The organism is Pseudomonas sp. GW822-FHT04C11, assembly GCF_058800905.1.
Genome location: NZ_JBXAMS010000010.1, coordinates 215557 through 232122 on the forward strand (window position 1 = coordinate 215557; position 16566 = coordinate 232122).

The 16566-nt window shown below is 59.0% G+C and carries 16 protein-coding genes; 7 read left to right on the forward strand and 9 right to left on the reverse strand.

Features of this window, described 5'->3' with window-relative positions; translation table 11 throughout:
• Nucleotides 1–58: 58 nt before the first annotated feature.
• Nucleotides 59–436: a hypothetical protein gene (locus AC1RJ3_RS18370; protein ID WP_054594155.1), complete on the reverse strand. Its 378-nt coding sequence runs from the start codon at nt 434–436 to the stop codon at nt 59–61.
• Between the two features lie 146 nt (nt 437–582).
• Here AC1RJ3_RS18370 and AC1RJ3_RS18375 point away from each other — a divergent pair, with 146 nt between their 5' ends.
• Nucleotides 583–780, forward strand: coding sequence for a heavy-metal-associated domain-containing protein (locus AC1RJ3_RS18375; RefSeq protein WP_054594154.1), 198 nt, complete (start codon nt 583–585; stop codon nt 778–780).
• Nucleotides 781–874: 94 nt separating this feature from the next.
• Nucleotides 875–2068 (forward strand): multidrug effflux MFS transporter, encoded by a 1194-nt coding sequence (locus tag AC1RJ3_RS18380; protein ID WP_103317433.1) that lies wholly within the window; start codon nt 875–877, stop codon nt 2066–2068.
• 1 nt (nt 2069) lies between these two features.
• Here the strand turns inward: AC1RJ3_RS18380 and AC1RJ3_RS18385 are convergent, their stop codons facing one another.
• Both AC1RJ3_RS18385 and AC1RJ3_RS18390 read right to left on the reverse strand, forming a co-directional pair.
• Nucleotides 2070–2240 carry a hypothetical protein gene (locus tag AC1RJ3_RS18385; protein ID WP_177474787.1) on the reverse strand — a complete coding sequence of 57 codons (171 nt, stop codon included), beginning with the start codon at nt 2238–2240 and terminating at the stop codon, nt 2070–2072.
• A gap of 148 nt (nt 2241–2388) precedes the next feature.
• Nucleotides 2389–3402: a zinc-binding alcohol dehydrogenase family protein gene (locus AC1RJ3_RS18390; protein WP_493079726.1), complete on the reverse strand. Its 1014-nt coding sequence runs from the start codon at nt 3400–3402 to the stop codon at nt 2389–2391.
• A gap of 115 nt (nt 3403–3517) precedes the next feature.
• On the opposite strand from AC1RJ3_RS18390, the gene vimR reads away from it, so the two are divergent.
• The 3 genes from vimR (at nt 3518) to AC1RJ3_RS18405 (ending at nt 7012) form a co-directional block, all read left to right on the forward strand.
• Nucleotides 3518–4447, forward strand: a complete 930-nt coding sequence (vimR, locus tag AC1RJ3_RS18395) for a transcription regulator VimR (protein WP_493079728.1) — start codon at nt 3518–3520, stop codon at nt 4445–4447.
• 317 nt (nt 4448–4764) lie between these two features.
• Nucleotides 4765–5499 carry an ArsR/SmtB family transcription factor gene (locus tag AC1RJ3_RS18400; RefSeq protein ID WP_493079730.1) on the forward strand — a complete coding sequence of 245 codons (735 nt, stop codon included), beginning with the start codon at nt 4765–4767 and terminating at the stop codon, nt 5497–5499.
• Nucleotides 5500–5632: 133 nt separating this feature from the next.
• Nucleotides 5633–7012, forward strand: coding sequence for an MFS transporter (locus tag AC1RJ3_RS18405; protein ID WP_493079732.1), 1380 nt, complete (start codon nt 5633–5635; stop codon nt 7010–7012).
• 49 nt (nt 7013–7061) lie between these two features.
• Here the strand turns inward: AC1RJ3_RS18405 and AC1RJ3_RS18410 are convergent, their stop codons facing one another.
• From AC1RJ3_RS18410 to AC1RJ3_RS18435, 6 genes are all read right to left on the reverse strand, one after another.
• Nucleotides 7062–8015: an adenosine deaminase gene (locus AC1RJ3_RS18410; protein WP_103320467.1), complete on the reverse strand. Its 954-nt coding sequence runs from the start codon at nt 8013–8015 to the stop codon at nt 7062–7064.
• Nucleotides 8016–8168: 153 nt separating this feature from the next.
• Nucleotides 8169–9527, reverse strand: coding sequence for an 8-oxoguanine deaminase (locus AC1RJ3_RS18415; RefSeq protein WP_427542243.1), 1359 nt, complete (start codon nt 9525–9527; stop codon nt 8169–8171).
• Between the two features lie 230 nt (nt 9528–9757).
• Nucleotides 9758–10444, reverse strand: a complete 687-nt coding sequence (locus tag AC1RJ3_RS18420; RefSeq protein WP_054594146.1) for an SDR family oxidoreductase — start codon at nt 10442–10444, stop codon at nt 9758–9760.
• Between the two features lie 614 nt (nt 10445–11058).
• Entirely contained in the window at nt 11059–11640 is a 582-nt protein-coding gene (locus tag AC1RJ3_RS18425) for an IMPACT family protein (RefSeq protein WP_493079735.1), read from the reverse strand.
• Between the two features lie 11 nt (nt 11641–11651).
• Nucleotides 11652–12302: a TetR/AcrR family transcriptional regulator gene (locus tag AC1RJ3_RS18430; RefSeq protein ID WP_493079737.1), complete on the reverse strand. Its 651-nt coding sequence runs from the start codon at nt 12300–12302 to the stop codon at nt 11652–11654.
• Nucleotides 12303–12411: 109 nt separating this feature from the next.
• Complete coding sequence (locus AC1RJ3_RS18435) at nt 12412–13332, reverse strand: LysR family transcriptional regulator (RefSeq protein WP_054594143.1); 921 nt, start codon at nt 13330–13332, stop codon at nt 12412–12414.
• Between the two features lie 138 nt (nt 13333–13470).
• On the opposite strand from AC1RJ3_RS18435, the gene aptA reads away from it, so the two are divergent.
• Nucleotides 13471–14820, forward strand: coding sequence for an omega-aminotransferase AptA (gene aptA / locus AC1RJ3_RS18440; RefSeq protein WP_054594142.1), 1350 nt, complete (start codon nt 13471–13473; stop codon nt 14818–14820).
• A gap of 75 nt (nt 14821–14895) precedes the next feature.
• Nucleotides 14896–16389, forward strand: a complete 1494-nt coding sequence (locus AC1RJ3_RS18445) for a CoA-acylating methylmalonate-semialdehyde dehydrogenase (RefSeq protein ID WP_347928077.1) — start codon at nt 14896–14898, stop codon at nt 16387–16389.
• The last annotated feature ends 177 nt before the right edge of the window (nt 16390–16566 follow it).

A 16566-nucleotide genomic window follows, 5' to 3' on the forward strand; every position in this document is an offset into this window, starting at 1 on the left:
TGAACCACCACGTGGCCTGCATCGCGGGCAAGCCACGCTCCCACGGAAAACCGGTGAATCAGTAGCCCAATGCGGCGGGCTTGAGGTACATCCCTTGCTGATTCATGGCGATGCGGAACTTCAACAGGTCACCCGCCCGCAGCGTGATGTTCTGCGAACCCGGGGCGAGCATCCCGGCGCTGCAACCTGGCGCCTGGCCGGGCAGCAGTTTGAGCCGCAAGGAGTAGTTGCCCGGCGGCAAATTGAATGAGGTGCTCTGCTCCTGGAACAACCGCGCCGACAACTGATCCTGGATGTACACGCCAATCTCGCACGAGGTCGCGACTTCCAGGCGCTCGCGAGAAATGATCAACACGCCATAGTCTTCGGCGCTGGCCGAGGGCGCGGCGGCGAAAAGACTGAGCATGCCGAATAGGCTGAAAGCTGACCAGCGCATGGCTGCATCTCCTGCTTTTGAGTCATTGATGGCGAAGCTTGGCCGAGCACGGCGATGATTGCCAGCCCGGCAGATCACAGCAGAACTTGACCTTGCCACGGTGGCAAGCTCAAGACTGGTTTCAATCTCATCAAAGGAGCTGCCTCATGCAAGTATTCAACGTTCAAGGAATGTCGTGCGGTCACTGTGTTCGGGCCATTACCGAGGCGCTGCAAGCCAAGGATCCGGCGGCCAGTGTCCGGGTCGACCTCGCGGCGAAGGAGGTCGGTGTCGAGAGCGCTTTGTCGGCAGAGCAGGTGATCAGCCTGATCAGCGAAGAAGGCTACGCGGTCACGCTGGCCTGAACCTTTTTAATAGTTAGCGACCTATCGGAATGTTCAAGGCGTCCAGGCGCAGTTAGACTGTCGTGCTGTCGACTGACGTAAAACTGGACGCCTGATGAACCTCCGCACCATTCTGATTCTTGGCGCCTTGAGCGCTTTCGGGCCGCTGGCTATCGATTTCTATTTGCCAGCCTTCCCGGCCATGGCGGCAGCTTTCGGCACGGATGAAAAACACGTTCAGTTGACCCTGGCAGCTTATTTTCTCGGCCTGTCGATTGGTCAGTTGGCTTATGGTCCGGTGGCCGATCGCTTCGGCAGACGCATGCCATTGCTGGTGGGTGTCGGTCTGTTCACCCTGGCATCGCTGGTGTGCGCGTTTGCGCCGAGCCTTGAGTGGCTGATCGCGGCGCGTTTCCTTCAGGCGTTGGGCGGCTGCGCCGGGATGGTGATTTCCCGCGCGGTGGTCAGCGACAAGTGCGACGCAGTGGGTTCGGCGAAAGTCTTTTCCCAACTGATGCTGGTGATGGGCCTGGCACCGATTCTTGCGCCAATGCTCGGCGGTCTGCTGGTCAACCTGTATGGCTGGCAGTCGATCTTTATCGCCTTGACGGTGTTCAGCGCATTGTCCGCCCTGGCGGTTGCCGTGGGCCTGCCGGAAAGTTTACCGGCCAATCAACCGCGTCAGCCGTTGTCGGGTGCTCTGCGTCAATATGGCCGGCTGCTGTCGGACAGGATCTTTCTCGGACATGCCTTGACCGGCGGCATCGCGATTGCCGGGATGTTTGCCTACATTGCGGGTTCGCCTTTCGTCTTCATCAAGCTTTACGGTGTTCCGGCCGAGCACTTCGGCTGGTTGTTCGGCACCAACGCCGCGGGCTTTATTCTGGTGGCGCAGGTCAATGCCCGATTGCTCTCCAAACGCGGCCCGGCCTTTTTGCTGGCGCGCACCGTATGGATTTATCTGGCTGCCGGCCTGAGCTTGCTGGCGGTCAGTTCACTGCATACCGAGCATTTATGGCCGCTGCTGATCCCGTTGTTCATCTGTATCGCAAGCCTGGGTTGCATCATTCCCAATGCATCGGCGTGTGCCATGAGTGGACAGGGCGCGCGCGCAGGCAGCGCTTCGGCGATGCTCGGTTGCTTGCAGTTCAGTGTTGCCGCAGGCGCGGCGGCGTTGGTCGGCGTACTGCACGACGGCACCGCGATGCCGATGGCGATGGTCATCAGCCTGTGCGGAATATTAGTGGTGAGCGTCGCGATGCTCACCCGTCGGCTGCAAGTTGCCCGGGCAGCGCAAGCCGCGACTTGAGTCAGCCGGTTGCTCGTTGCTGACGTTGGGGGAGTTGATGAGGGGCGTGCAAGCGAGCCTCGAGGGTCGAGGTAAAAGCGCGAGCTTCGGCTTCACTGCGGAAGTTCACCGCGTGGTTGTCCAGGCGGACCTGCCACTGGGATTTTGCCAATTCTTTTATCAGGATCTTCATTGCTGACTTCCTCACCTAAAAGACTGCATTGCGGGAAGCTCGATTGTAGACCTGAATCAAATCGGATTTGTGACGCGGATCAAATCCTCGGACTGACGGTGTGCGTCGTTTCTGAAACAGCAAGCGAAACACACCGTCATCTAAAACCCTAGAAGCCTTCGAGGACGATCTTGCCTCTGGACGTGCCGCTTTCCAGCAGTGCATGGGCGCGTCGCAGGTTGGCCGCGTTGATCGTGCCGAAGTGTTCGCCGACCGTGGTTTTCAATGTGCCCGCGTCGATCAGCTCGGCCACCCGGTTCAGCAGCTTGTGCTGTTCGAGCATGTCGGCGGTTTCGAACAGCGAGCGGGTGTACATGAATTCCCAGTGCAACGACAGGCTCTTGCGTTTGAGCTTGGTCACGTCGAGTGCCTTCGGATCATCGATCAGCGCAAGCTTGCCTTGAGGCGCGAGGGCTTCGACCAGTTGTTCGAAGTGCTGGTCGGTTTCGGTCAGGCTGGCAACGTGTGTCACCTGAGGGTGGCCGGCGCGCTTGAGCTCTTCGCTCAGCGGTTGGCTGTGATCGATCACCAGGTCTGCGCCCAGTTCGCGTACCCAGCGTTGGGTCTGCGGGCGTGAGGCAGTGCCGATGACGTTCAGTGCGGTGAGCTGGCTGGCCAGTTGAGTCAGGATCGAGCCCACGCCACCCGCAGCACCGACGATCAGCAGGCTTTGGCCTTGAGCGGTTTTGCCTTCGCGCACTTGCAGGCGTTCGAACAACAGCTCCCACGCGGTGATCGCGGTCAGCGGTAACGCGGCGGCTTCGGCGAAGCTCAGGGACTTGGGCATATGGCCGACAATGCGCTCGTCCACCACATGCAGTTCACTGTTGCCGCCTGCGCGAGCGATGGAGCCGGCGTAGTAAACCTTGTCGCCGGCCTTGAACAGGCTGACGTCGCTGCCGACCGCCTTGACCACGCCAGCCACATCCCAGCCCAGCACTTTTGCCGCGCCATCTTCGGGCGCGACATTCTGACGAACCTTGGTGTCCACCGGATTGACCGAGATGGCTTTGACTTCAACCAGCAAATCCCGTTTGCCGGCAACCGGCTCGGGCAGTTCGATGTCCTGCAGCGATTCTGGATCGTTGATGGGCAGCGAACGGTAGTAGGCAATGGCTTTCATGGCGCAACTCTCATGGGGCATTCGATGGCAGGGATGATTGGTTATTTCTCTTGAAGATAAAACCGGCTAAAAGAACAGTCTCTTTCAATATTTTTTTGATAATGCAGGTGGGTTGATGCTGCGTTTCGATGACTTGCAGTTGTTCGTCCGTGCCGCAGACCTTGGCAGTCTGTCTGCGGCGGCGCGGGTCATGGACCTGTCGCCGGCAGTGGCCAGCGCCGCGTTGAAGCGGATCGAGCAGCAATTGGGCGCGCGGTTGCTGGCGCGTTCGACGCGCAGTCTGCGTCTGACCGCAGAGGGCGAAGGCTTCTTGGAATATGCCCGCGCGGCGCTGAGCAATCTGGATGAAGGACGTCGTTTGCTGGCCAGCGGACAGGATCAGGTCAGCGGCGTATTGCAGCTGTCGGCACCTTCGGACTTCGGTCGCAATTTGCTGCTGCCGTGGCTGGACGAGTTCCAGCGCGAGCATCCAAAACTGACGGTACGCCTGCTGTTGGGCGACCGGATTGCCGACCTGTTCCGCCAACCGGTGGACATTGCCCTGCGCTATGGGGAGCCGGAAGACTCAAGCCTGGTGGCGCTGCCGATCGCCCCGGACAACCGTCGCGTGTTGTGTGCTGCACCACACTATCTCGCGCGGCATGGTGAACCGCGCCAGCTGGAACAACTGGCCCAGCACAATTGCCTGTTATATATGCTGGGCAGCCGGGTTCACGACCACTGGAGTTTTCATGATGGCAAACGGGAGATGAGCCTGACCGTCAGCGGTGATCGTTTCAGTGATGATGCGGACGTAGTGCGTCTGTGGGCAGTGGCCGGTGCCGGAATTGCCTACAAGTCCTGGCTGGATGTAGCCGGCGATGTATTGGCCGGGCGCTTGAAAGTGCTGATGCCGGCGCTGTTCTGCGAGCGCGCACCGCTGAACTTACTGTGCGCCCATCGCGCTCAATTAAGTAAGCCGGTGAACCTGCTGAGTGAAATGCTCAAGTCACGATGTGCCAAATTGTCGGCTCAATCGCCAGCAATGATCGGTGCGGGCGAGTAGTCGCACGCAAATAGGGAAAATTCTGGCAGGAACTATCACCTCCGAAAGCTTCCGGCCGGCAGGAACCGAAGATCATCGCGCATATACTAGTGCCTGCCTGGAGTCGCACCGTTGTCGGCGACGTTGCGATGTCTTGCTCAAAGCGGTTGGACGCTGTGCTGATCGTTGTTGAGCCCGGTCGGGGTTTTCGAAGAGGTTCGTCGCATCCGTTGGTTATACCGCCCGGCTTTTGGCGGTTTTCACGCCTTGGCCGGCAGCACATTACTGGTCAAGATGTCCCAGAGCAGCAGACAAATGATTCAACAGGGAGTGAATACATGGAACATGCACCTTGCATCAGCCAGATAGCCACGTTGCTGGCAGACCCAAAGCGTAGCGCGATGATGTGGGCCTTGATGGACGGTACTGCACGGCAATCCGAGGAGTTGGCATTGCTGGCAGGCTTGTCGCCGTCATCGGCCAATGCGCACCTGGGGCGCTTGTCCAGCGGTGGACTGTTGAAAGTCGAGGAGCGTGGGCGCAAGCGGTTTTTCCGGCTTGCGGCTCCCGAAATCGGTGCGGCGGTTGAAGCGCTGGCCAGCGCCACTCTGGCCAGTCTGCCAGGCAAGGTTCCAGAGTTGCTCAAGCGCACCAGCCCATCGACGAAAGTGCCTACGGCACCTTCGTCCTTGCTTCGGGCCAGGCTCTGTGAAGACCATCTGGGGGGAAGCCTGGCAGCCGATCTGTATCAGCGAATGCTCGATGCCGGCTGGATCGAACAGTTGGACAAACGTGTCATCGTGACCCACAAAGGTGCCAATCAGCTGGCAACCCACGGCGTATTCATTCAGGCCCTGGCCCACAGCACTTCCCGAGTAGTCTGCGCCTGCCCGGACTGGAGCGAGCGCCGACCGCATCTGGGCGGCACTCTGGGGGCGGCGGTGTTGCAACTGTTCATGCAGTCCGGCTGGTTGAATCTGCCTAGCGACACGCGTGTTCTGCAGATCACCGCGGCCGGTCAGCGTGAAATCGATCAGTTCGCCAAAGAGGCCGAGTTGGAAATGGCGCTCTAGCAACAGGTGAAATCGACGTCTGTGGCCAGAGGTTTCAGACGTCGCTCAGAGCTGTGGCCAGGTCGTATCCAGCAATAGTGACCCCAGGCGATCCCGCACACTCGATACGGGGATTATCGAATGGGGATACGGCATGGAAACGCAAGGCTATAGCGCGGCAGAACGTCTGGAACGACTGCCCATCAGCGGTTATCACCGGATCATTTTCATCATCATTGCCCTGGCGTTTTTCTTCGACTCCATGGACCTGGCAATGATGACGTTCCTCTTGGGGTCGATCAAAGCCGAGTTCGCTCTGAGCACGGCGCAAGCCGGGCTGCTGGCCAGTTCGAGCTTCTTCGGCATGGTGCTTGGCGCGTCTTTGTCCGGGATGCTTGCCGACCGCTTCGGGCGCAAACCGGTGTTTCAGTGGAGCATCGTGTTGTGGGGCATCGCCAGTTACCTCTGTTCTACGACACAAAGCGTCGAGACGCTGACACTGTTTAGAGTTCTTCTGGGAATCGGCATGGGTATGGAGTTTCCGATTGCCCAATCGATGTTGTCCGAGTTGATCCCGGCCAAACGGCGCGGGCGCTATATCGCGTTGATGGACGGTTTCTGGCCTCTGGGTTTTGTCGCAGCGGGCGTGCTGTCTTACTTTCTGTTACCGCTGGTTGGCTGGCGCGACATCTTCCTGGTACTGGCGGTGCCGGCGGTGTTTGTCCTGGCGATCCGCTTCTTCATTCCCGAGTCACCACGCTGGCTGGAACAGGCCGGGCATCACGCGGCAGCGGACAAGGTTTTGCTGCGCATTGAAGACAAGGTGCGGACCTCGCTGGGGAGCGCCGATCTGCCGGAGCCGATTCGTTTGCCCAGAATCGAGAGTCGTCCGGGGCACTTTCTTTCGGCCTTGAATGAAATCTGGTCACCTTTGTACCGCCAACGCACGATGATGATCTGGAGCGTCTGGTTTTTTGCCTTGCTTGGCTTCTATGGCCTGACTTCCTGGCTCAGCGCATTGCTGCAGCAGTCGGGGTTTGCGGTGACTCAGTCGGTGTATTACACCGTGCTGATTTCCCTTGGCGGGATTCCCGGTTTTCTCATGGCTGCCTGGCTGGTGGAGCGTTGGGGGCGCAAGCCGGTGTGCATCATCACCTTGCTCGGTGGTGGGGTGATGGCGTTTCTGTATGGGCAGAGCGCGGTGTTTGGCGGCAACGTCAGCCTGTTGATCAGTTCGGGCCTGCTGATGCAGTTCTTCCTGTTCGGCATGTGGGCCGTGCTCTACACCTACACCCCGGAGCTCTATCCTACTTCGGCGCGAGCCACCGGTTCCGGGTTTGCTTCGGCGATTGGCCGGGTCGGCTCGTTGCTCGGGCCATTGGTCACCGGGCTGGTGTTCCCGATAACGGGGCAGGGCGGGGTGTTCGCTTTGGGTGCGATGTGTTTCGCCATTGCCGCGGGCGTGGTCTGGCTGTTCGGAATGGAAACGCAGGGCAAGACGCTGGAGGAATTGAGCGAGGTGGTGGCGGGTTAAAGATGATGATCGTTCCCACGCTGTGAGGGAACGATCATCTTCAGCGGTCTTACGGTTTGACCAACCGTGCATCCAGGCTGTTCTGCGCCAGGCGCTTGGCCTGATCCTGGGTCATGCCCAAATGGGTATACAGCGCATGGAAGTTTTCGGTGACATAACCACCGAAGTACGCCGGGTCATCCGAGTTCACCGTAACCTTCACCCCACGCTCAAGCATGTCGAGAATGTTGTGCTGGGACATGTCATCGAACACGCGCAGCTTGGTGTTGGACAGTGGGCAAACGGTCAACGGGATCTGCTCGTCGATGATCCGCTGCATCAGGCGCTCGTCTTCGATGGCGCGCACGCCATGGTCGATACGCTGGATTTTCAGCAGGTCAATGGCTTCCCAGATGTACTCCGGCGGGCCTTCTTCACCAGCGTGAGCAACGGTCAGGAAACCTTCATGACGAGCGCGATCGAACACGCGCTGGAACTTGCTCGGCGGGTGGCCCATCTCCGAACTGTCCAGGCCGACGGCGACAAACGCATCACGGAACGGCAGCGCCTGATCGAGGGTTTTCTCGGCTTCTTCTTCGCTCAAGTGGCGCAGGAAACTGAGGATCAAACCGCTGGTGATGCCCAGTTGCTGTTCACCGTCCTTCAATGCGCTGGCGATGCCGTTAAGCACCACTTCGAACGGCACGCCACGGTCGGTATGGGTTTGCGGATCGAAGAACGGTTCGGTGTGAATCACGTTCTGCGCCTTGCAACGCAACAGGTAGGCCCAGGTCAGGTCGTAGAAATCCTGAGAGGTGCGCAACACATCGGCGCCCCGGTAATACAGGTCCAGGAACTCTTGCAGATTGTTGAAGGCATAGGCCTTGCGCAGGGTTTCGACGTCGCTCCACGGCAGGGCGATCTTGTTGCGTTCGGCCAGGGCGAACAGCAACTCAGGCTCCAGCGAGCCTTCCAGGTGCAGGTGCAATTCTGCCTTGGGCAGGGCGTTCAGCCAGTCGTACATATTCTTTTCTCATCAGGTACAGATAGTGAGCATTCTACAGATGCCTGTAGAAACAATTAGCAAAACCTGACCGGTCGGTTCATCCAGCCACCCCATAAGCCTGGGTGTCGGCAACGTAGGCAAGGGCCAGCCCTTGCCTACAATGGAGTCCGGTCAGATGCCGGCGATCAACTGCCGTGCCGCCTGGCTGTGATCGGCGATCAAGCCTTTCAGGTCCAGCCCTTCGACTTGCCCGTCGATCACTCGCCATTTGCCGCCGATCATCACCCGGTCTGCACGATCCGCGCCACACAACAGCAATGCCGAGATCGGGTCATGGCTGCCAGAGAAGCGCAGCTCATCGAGTTTGAACAACGCGAGATCCGCTTGCTTGCCCACCGCGAGTTCGCCGATGTCGCTGCGACCGAGCAGCTTCGCCGAACCCTGGGTGGCCCAGCCCAGCACCAGCTCCGGGGTGATTTTCTCTGCGCCATAACGCAGCCGTTGCAGGTACAGCGCCTGACGGGTTTCGAGGATCATGTTCGAGGCATCGTTGGATGCCGAACCGTCGACACCCAAGCCCAGCGGTGCGCCGGCAGCCGTCAGCTCCAGGGTTGGGCAAATGCCTGATGCCAGGCGCATGTTCGAACTCGGGCAATGGCAAATGCCGGTACCCGCCGCGCCGAGGCGGGCGATTTCGTCGGGGTTGAAGTGAATGCCGTGGGCCAGCCAGGTGCGTGGGCCGAGCCAGCCGACGCTGTCCAGGTAATCCACGGTGCGCAGGCCGAAGCGTTGCAGGCAGAAATCTTCTTCGTCGAGGGTTTCAGCTAGGTGGGTGTGCAGGCGCACATCGAGCGTGTTCGCCAGTTCGGCGCTGGCCGACATGATTTGCGGCGTGACCGAGAACGGCGAGCAGGGTGCCAGGGCGATCTGAATTTGCGCGCCTTCGCCACGTTCGTGGTACTCGGCGATCAGGCGTTGGCTGTCGGCGAGAATCACTTCGCCTTGCTGCACGGTTTGCTGGGGCGGCAGGCCTCCATCCTTTTCGCCTAGGCTCATCGAGCCACGGGTCAACATGGCGCGCATGCCGAGTTCACGGACGCTTTCGACTTGCACGTCGATGGCGTTTTCCAACCCCTCGGGAAACAGGTAATGGTGGTCGGCGGCAGTGGTGCAACCCGACAGCAGCAATTCAGCCAGGGCCACCTTGGTTGCCAGCGCGAGTTTTTCAGGGGTCAGTCGGGCCCAGACCGGGTAAAGCGTTTTCAGCCAGGGGAACAGCGGCTGATTGACCACCGGTGCCCAGGCGCGGGTCAGGGTTTGATAGAAGTGATGGTGGGTGTTGATCAGTCCCGGCAGGATCACATGCTCGCGGGCATCAAATACTTGTCCACAGGGCGTCGCCGGTTGTTGGCCTTGCTTGAGTACTTCGACGATCAAACCGTCTTGCAGCACCAGGCCACCACGGGCATCGAGGTCGTTGGCCGTGAAGATCGCGAGGGGATTTTTTAACCAGATACGGGTCGCAGGCATTTGCCGGCTCCTCTGAAAGTTGGGTTCAGGTTCGCCAGCTCAGTGTTGCCCTGTCTGCTGATCCAGGGTCGCCGCGGGGGGCGAAGTTCAGAGTTTACGTGGAGACCGCTTCGCGGTCTATCGCGGGCAAGCCTTGCTCCTACAGGTCATGTGTCGTATCCCGGCTCCGGGATTAATACAAATCGTGTGGGAGCAAGGCTTGCCCGCGATGGCGTCCTGTCAGGCAAGCATTACCAGGGAATCGTTTCACCCCGGTAATTCACAAAATGATGCCCACCCTTACCGGCATAGGCGTTCACCTGATCGACCAGCCCGCGAGTGCTGGTGTCGACATCGATGTCCGCGCCTTCACCCCCCATGTCGGTTTTCACCCAGCCTGGATGCAGCGACAAAACGGTCAGTTTCTGTTCGCCCAACTGTGTGACGAAACTATTGGTCATCGAGTTCAGCGCCGCTTTGCTGGCCTTGTACAGTGCCAGTTCTGGTGCATCAGGCATGGTCACGCTACCGAGTACCGAACTCATGAACGCCAGTACACCGCTGCCTTCGCGGATCTGCCCGACGAAGCGCTGGGCCAGATTGATGGGCGCCACGGCGTTGGTGAAGAACAATTGACCCACTTCGGCCAGCGTCGCGCCACCGGGTGTCTGCACTTCCGGGCCTTTGACGCCGGCGTTGACGAACAACAGGTCGAACACCTGGCCTTTGAGTTGTTGGCTGAGGGCGATCACCGCTTGCTGATCGTCCATGTCGAGTTTTTCAATCCGTACCTTGCCCAGTGCCTGCAACGCTTCGGCGTTCTGTGGGTTACGCACCGTGGCGGTGACTTGCCAGCCGTCGGCCAGCAGGGTTTTCACCAGCCCCAGCCCGAGGCCTCGTGAGGCGCCGATGATCAGTGCGGTTTTTACCGTAGACATGAGTGGCTTCCTTGATAAAAGAGGGTCATGGGTTCAATGGACAACGTTGCCCGAGCCGTTGTTGCAGTTCCTGGCGTAACTCACCGATCTCACCAAGCGTAAAGCCCAGACGTTGGACGATCAAATGCAGAAGTTAGATTCGGGGTCAGGCACTACTTCAGGGCGAGCTGCAGGATCGGGTGCAAATTTTGCTCGGGGTAATCTGATTAAAAAATGACCATGTGGCTGCAGGCTATGCCGGCTATGCAACTGAGCCAGCCATGAACGGGTTATCCACAGGTTGCTCCACAGTATTTGTGCGCAAGCCAGAAACCCGGGAATAAGCACTGTAAGGCTTTCTTCTAATGGTGATATACCGCTCTAACTGTTTGTTTTGCGGTGGAATTGAACCCGTGGATGGCCAATTGAGCGAAAAGTGATCAATGGCCGCAAAGCCACGTGGCGGAAGGGTTACAGCGCTGTGTGCTCAGGTTATCCACAGTCGGGTGCACAGCGGTTGTGGGCAAGTGTCGGAAATGTTGGCGTGGCGCCAATGCCCTAAAAGATCGCAGCGCTACGGGCGAAACAGGATCGCTTGCAGGAGCTGTCGCAGGCTGCGATCTTTTGATCTGTTTTCAACGTTGCAACAAAATTCGCCCACGGCTCAAATCCGCCAGTTGACGCTGCAAGGTATCGATCTGGGTCTCACCGATGGCCAGTTGCAGTTCCACACCATTGGCGGTGAAGGTTTCTTCCACCACCAACCCGCCCAGCTCCGCGACGCGCAGTTTGACCAGCGCCAATTCGCTAAAGCCGCAGGCACAACGAATCGGCACCCGGCTGATAAGGGCAATCCGCTCGGCGCTTTGCAGGCATTTATTGGCGCTGCCGCCGTAGGCCCGTGCGAGACCGCCAGTGCCCAGTTGAATGCCGCCGTACCAGCGAATCACCACGACCGCGACCTGATCGCAATCCTGCGCTTCAATCGCCGCGAGTATCGGCCGGCCAGCAGTGCCGCCCGGTTCGCCATCGTCACTGCTGCGGTACTGATCGGCGAGTTTCCAGGCCCAGCAATTGTGTGAAGCGTTCAGGTCGCTGTGCTGTTCGATGAACGCCTGCGCCTCGGCAGCGCTGGTGATCGGTGCCGCGAGGGCGATAAAGCGGCTTTTGCGAATCTCTTCACGGTATTCGCAAACGCCTGCGAGGGTAAAAGGCATGGCTGAAGGTCTTAAATGGCTGGGGTGAGGCCGCAGCCTTTAAGAATGATACGGATCAGGTTATTGCTGGCATCTTCCATGTCCTGCCTGGTCAGCTTGCTACGACCGGTGACGCGGCAAATTTGCGTGGCGAAATCGGCGTAATGCTGGGTGCTGCCCCATAACAGGAAGATCAGGTTCACCGGATCTACGGGGTCCATCTTGCCGGCGTCGATCCAGGCTTGAAACACGTCCGCGCGGCCCTGGAACCAGGCGCGGTAATCCTGATTGAAGTACTCGGTCAGGCATTCTCCGCCGCTGATGACTTCCATGGCGAACACCCGCGAGGCTTGCGGCTGGCGGCGGGAGAACTCCATCTTGGCGCGTATGTAGCGGGTCAGCGCTTCGGCGGGGTCGTCGTCACAGGTCAAGGTGTTGAAGGTGCTGTCCCACAATTGAATGATGTTGCTCAACACCCCGATGTACAGCCCGAGCTTGTTGGTGAAGTAGTAGTGCAGATTGGCCTTGGGCAGCCCGGCATTCTGCGCGATGGTGTTCATGCTGGTGCCCTTGAAGCCGTGACGAGCGAATTCGATTTCGGCGGCTTTGAGGATCGCCTCTTCGTTCTTCTGACGAATGCGGCTGGCAGGCTTACCTGCGTGGGCTGGGACTTCAAAGGTCATGGGCGGTTCCGAGCGGGTCAGTGGGTGCACCGTGCGTTGATAGCGCACCCACAGGAATCCGACAAGCCTTGTTGCGATAAAAGCGTCAAAGCTGGGCCTTTCATGCGGTTTATCGAGTCGCCGCAAGGCTTTCCAGGAAGCTTTCCAGTACCAAATGCGGGCGCCGCCCCTTGCGTGTGACCGAAGCCAGGCTCAGGTCATAAAAACGGGTGTCGGGTTTGAGCGCGCGCAAGCGACCTTGCTGCACCCACAGGCTGGCGTAGTGGTCTGGCAGGTAACCGATGTAGCGCCCGGTCAGAATCAGAAACGCCATGCCCTCGCGGTCCGATGCGCTGGCGGTGCAGTTGAGCGCCTGATAATGCGCCTGGATCTCGGCCGGTAGACGGAAGGTCGGGGCGATCGCGTCCTGACTATTCAGGCGTTCATCGTCCAGTTGTTTATCGTCGACATAAAACAATGGATGGCCGACCGCGCAGTAGAGTAGCGAACGCTCGCTGTACAGCGGCTGATACTCAAGCCCCGACAAGGCGCTGGCCTGCGGTACCACGCCGACATGCAAGCGTCCATCGAGCACGCCCTGTTCGACTTCATTGGGCGCGATCATGCGGATCTGAATCTGCACGTCCGGCCCACGCTCTTTCAACTGCGCCAGTGCGTGGGTGATGCGCATGTGGGGCAGGGTGACGAGGTTGTCGGTCAGGCCGATGGTCAATTCACCGCGCAAGTGTTGATGCAGTCCGTTGACCTCGGTGCGAAAACTTTCCAGCGCACTTAATAGCTGCAACGCCGATTGATAGACCTCGCGGCCCTCTTCGGTCAGCGAGAACCCGGCTCGACCACGCTGACACAGGCGCAGACCCAGTCGTTGTTCAAGATCGCTCATTTGCTGGCTGATGGCTGAGCGTCCAATCCCGAGCACACTTTCCGCTGCGGAGAAGCCGCCGCACTCGACCACGCTGCGAAAGATCCGCAGCAGGCGGATATCAAAGTCACTGACTTGCGCCAGTGGATCGGGTCGGCGGCTGCTCATGCTTTTTACTCAAAAGTTTAGTGATTGGCTGACTGAAGGTTAGAAAAGTTGGATTTCACCGACTTTATCGTCGTGGCAACTTAGCTGCAAGAACGCTTTTAATCCCTACGCCGCTTATTGCCCTGCGAGGTTTTGCTCATGAACGTGCCTGAAAACGCCCCGGTCTCCCTGGCCAGCCAACTCAAGCTCGATGCCCACTGGATGCCGTACACCGCCAACCGCAATTTCCAGCGCGATCCGCGTCTGATCGTTGCCGCTGAAGGCAGCTACCTGATCGACGACAAGGGCCGTAAAGTCTATGACTCGCTGTCAGGTCTGTGGACCTGCGGCGCAGGGCATACCCGCAAGGAAATCCAGGAAGCGGTGGCCAAACAGTTGGGCACCCTCGATTACTCGCCGGGCTTCCAGTACGGTCACCCGCTGTCGTTCCAGCTCGCCGAGAAAATCACCGAGCTGACCCCGGGCAATCTGAATCACGTGTTCTTCACTGACTCCGGTTCCGAATGCGCTGATACAGCCGTGAAGATGGTCCGCGCTTACTGGCGTCTGAAAGGTCAGTCGACCAAAACCAAAATGATCGGCCGTGCCCGTGGCTACCACGGTGTGAACATCGCCGGCACCAGCCTGGGTGGCGTGAACGGCAACCGTAAGCTGTTTGGTCAGGCGATGATGGACGTCGACCACCTGCCGCACACTCTGCTGGCGAGCAACGCCTATTCCCGTGGCATGCCGAAAGAGGGCGGTATCGTCTTGGCCGAAGAGCTGCTCAAACTGATCGAACTGCACGACGCCTCGAACATCGCTGCGGTGTTCGTCGAGCCACTGGCCGGTTCTGCCGGTGTACTGGTTCCGCCTCAGGGTTATCTGAAGCGGCTGCGCGAAATCTGCGACCAGCACAACATCCTGCTGGTATTCGACGAAGTCATCACCGGCTTCGGTCGTACCGGTTCGATGTTCGGTGCTGACAGCTTCGGCGTGACCCCGGACCTGATGTGCATTGCCAAGCAAGTTACCAACGGCGCGATCCCGATGGGCGCGGTGATCGCCAGTTCGGAGATCTACCAGACCTTCATGAACCAGGCGACGCCGGAATACGCAGTGGAATTCCCGCACGGTTACACCTATTCCGCGCACCCGGTGGCTTGCGCTGCCGGCCTCGCGGCACTCGACCTGCTGCAAAAGGAAAACCTGGTGCAGAGCGTGGCCGAAGTCGCGCCACATTTCGAGAATGCGCTGCACGGTCTGAAAGGCTCGAAGAACGTCATCGACATCCGTAACTACGGCTTGGCCGGTGCGATCCAGATCGCTGCGCGCGATGGCGACGCTATCGTGCGTCCATTCGAGGCGGGCATGGCGCTGTGGAAGGCGGGTTTCTATGTGCGCTTCGGCGGCGACACCCTGCAGTTCGGCCCAACCTTCAACAGCAAGCCGCAGGATCTTGATCGTCTGTTCGATGCGGTCGGCGAAGTGCTGAACAAGATCGACTGATTAGCCCTTCTATATAAGAACGAATAACGGACGCGCAGCGATGCGCGTCTGTGGACAATTTTTCAGGAGCCCCGCATGAGCCTCATCCCGCATTTGATCAATGGCGAACTGGTAACCGATAACGCTCGCACTGCTGACGTGTTCAACCCGTCCACTGGTCAGCCAATCCATAAAGTGCCATTGGCCAGCCGTGAAACCATTCAAAAAGCCATCGACTCAGCCAAGGCTGCATTTCCGGCCTGGCGCAACACGCCACCGGCCAAACGCGCCCAGGTGATGTTCCGCTTCAAGCAATTGCTGGAGCAGAACGAAGCGCGTATCGCTCAACTGATCAGCGAAGAACACGGCAAGACGCTGGAAGACGCCGCGGGTGAATTGAAGCGCGGTATCGAAAACGTCGAGTTCGCCTGTGCTGCACCGGAAATCCTCAAGGGCGAGTACAGCCGTAATGTCGGTCCGAACATCGATGCCTGGTCGGACTTCCAGCCGTTGGGTGTAGTGGCCGGTATCACCCCGTTCAACTTCCCGGCGATGGTGCCGTTGTGGATGTATCCGCTGGCGATCGTCTGCGGTAACTGCTTTATCCTCAAACCGTCCGAGCGTGATCCAAGCTCGACGCTGCTGATCGCTCAGCTCCTGCTCGAAGCCGGCCTGCCGAAAGGCGTGTTGAGTGTGGTTCATGGTGACAAGGCTGCGGTCGATGCGTTGATCGAAGCACCTGAAGTCAAAGCACTGAGCTTCGTCGGCTCGACACCGATTGCCGAATACATTTACGCCGAGGGCACCAAGCGCGGCAAGCGCGTCCAGGCACTGGGCGGCGCGAAGAACCACGCGGTATTGATGCCGGATGCCGATCTGGATAACGCAGTCAGCGCTCTGATGGGCGCGGCTTACGGTTCTTGTGGCGAGCGTTGCATGGCGATCTCGGTAGCCGTGTGCGTTGGCGATCAGGTTGCGGATGCTCTGGTGGCCAAACTGGTTCCGCAAATCAAGGCGCTGAAAATCGGCGCCGGCACTTCGTGTGGTCTGGACATGGGGCCACTGGTTTCCGGTCAGGCTCGCGACAAGGTCAGTGGCTATATAGAAGACGGTGTTTCCTCCGGCGCTTCCCTGGTCGTCGATGGTCGTGGTCTGAGCGTGGCCGGTCATGAGGAAGGCTTCTTCCTGGGTGGCTGCCTGTTCGATAACGTCACGCCAGAGATGCGTATCTATAAAGAAGAGATCTTCGGGCCGGTGCTGTGCATCGTTCGGGTCAATAGCCTGGAAGCTGCCATGCAGCTGATTAACGATCACGAGTACGGCAATGGCACCTGCATCTTCACCCGTGATGGTGAGGCAGCGCGGTTGTTCTGCGACGAGATCGAAGTCGGCATGGTTGGGGTTAACGTTCCGCTGCCGGTCCCAGTGGCTTACCACAGCTTTGGTGGCTGGAAGCGTTCGCTGTTTGGTGACCTGCATGCGTATGGCCCGGATGGTGTGCGTTTCTACACCCGTCGCAAGGCGATTACCCAGCGCTGGCCACAACGTGCAAGCCATGAAGCCTCGCAGTTCGCATTCCCAAGCTTGTAAGTAGAAGGGCAGAAGGCCGGTCCACCTCTATATGGTGGTGGACCGGCCTTCGTGTTTTCGGGGCTTTTTGACTGATATGACAGATTTATGAAAATAGGTGTTGACGGCAGATTCTGGAAGTCTATAATTCGCCCCACTTCCGGCGCAGTCGAAACGGAAAACTCCTTGGTAAACAAA

Bases quoted from the DNA above. Each gene is read 5' to 3' on its own strand.
- AC1RJ3_RS18370 (WP_054594155.1), bottom strand. From the start codon at position 436: ATGCGCTGGTCAGCTTTCAGCCTATTCGGCATGCTCAGTCTTTTCGCC.
- AC1RJ3_RS18375 (WP_054594154.1), top strand. From the start codon at position 583: ATGCAAGTATTCAACGTTCAAGGAATGTCGTGCGGTCACTGTGTTCGG.
- AC1RJ3_RS18380 (WP_103317433.1), top strand. From the start codon at position 875: ATGAACCTCCGCACCATTCTGATTCTTGGCGCCTTGAGCGCTTTCGGG.
- AC1RJ3_RS18385 (WP_177474787.1), bottom strand. From the start codon at position 2,240: ATGAAGATCCTGATAAAAGAATTGGCAAAATCCCAGTGGCAGGTCCGC.
- AC1RJ3_RS18390 (WP_493079726.1), bottom strand. From the start codon at position 3,402: ATGAAAGCCATTGCCTACTACCGTTCGCTGCCCATCAACGATCCAGAA.
- vimR (WP_493079728.1), top strand. From the start codon at position 3,518: ATGCTGCGTTTCGATGACTTGCAGTTGTTCGTCCGTGCCGCAGACCTT.
- AC1RJ3_RS18400 (WP_493079730.1), top strand. From the start codon at position 4,765: ATGGAACATGCACCTTGCATCAGCCAGATAGCCACGTTGCTGGCAGAC.
- AC1RJ3_RS18405 (WP_493079732.1), top strand. From the start codon at position 5,633: ATGGAAACGCAAGGCTATAGCGCGGCAGAACGTCTGGAACGACTGCCC.
- AC1RJ3_RS18410 (WP_103320467.1), bottom strand. From the start codon at position 8,015: ATGTACGACTGGCTGAACGCCCTGCCCAAGGCAGAATTGCACCTGCAC.
- AC1RJ3_RS18415 (WP_427542243.1), bottom strand. From the start codon at position 9,527: ATGCCTGCGACCCGTATCTGGTTAAAAAATCCCCTCGCGATCTTCACG.
- AC1RJ3_RS18420 (WP_054594146.1), bottom strand. From the start codon at position 10,444: ATGTCTACGGTAAAAACCGCACTGATCATCGGCGCCTCACGAGGCCTC.
- AC1RJ3_RS18425 (WP_493079735.1), bottom strand. From the start codon at position 11,640: ATGCCTTTTACCCTCGCAGGCGTTTGCGAATACCGTGAAGAGATTCGC.
- AC1RJ3_RS18430 (WP_493079737.1), bottom strand. From the start codon at position 12,302: ATGACCTTTGAAGTCCCAGCCCACGCAGGTAAGCCTGCCAGCCGCATT.
- AC1RJ3_RS18435 (WP_054594143.1), bottom strand. From the start codon at position 13,332: ATGAGCAGCCGCCGACCCGATCCACTGGCGCAAGTCAGTGACTTTGAT.
- aptA (WP_054594142.1), top strand. From the start codon at position 13,471: ATGAACGTGCCTGAAAACGCCCCGGTCTCCCTGGCCAGCCAACTCAAG.
- AC1RJ3_RS18445 (WP_347928077.1), top strand. From the start codon at position 14,896: ATGAGCCTCATCCCGCATTTGATCAATGGCGAACTGGTAACCGATAAC.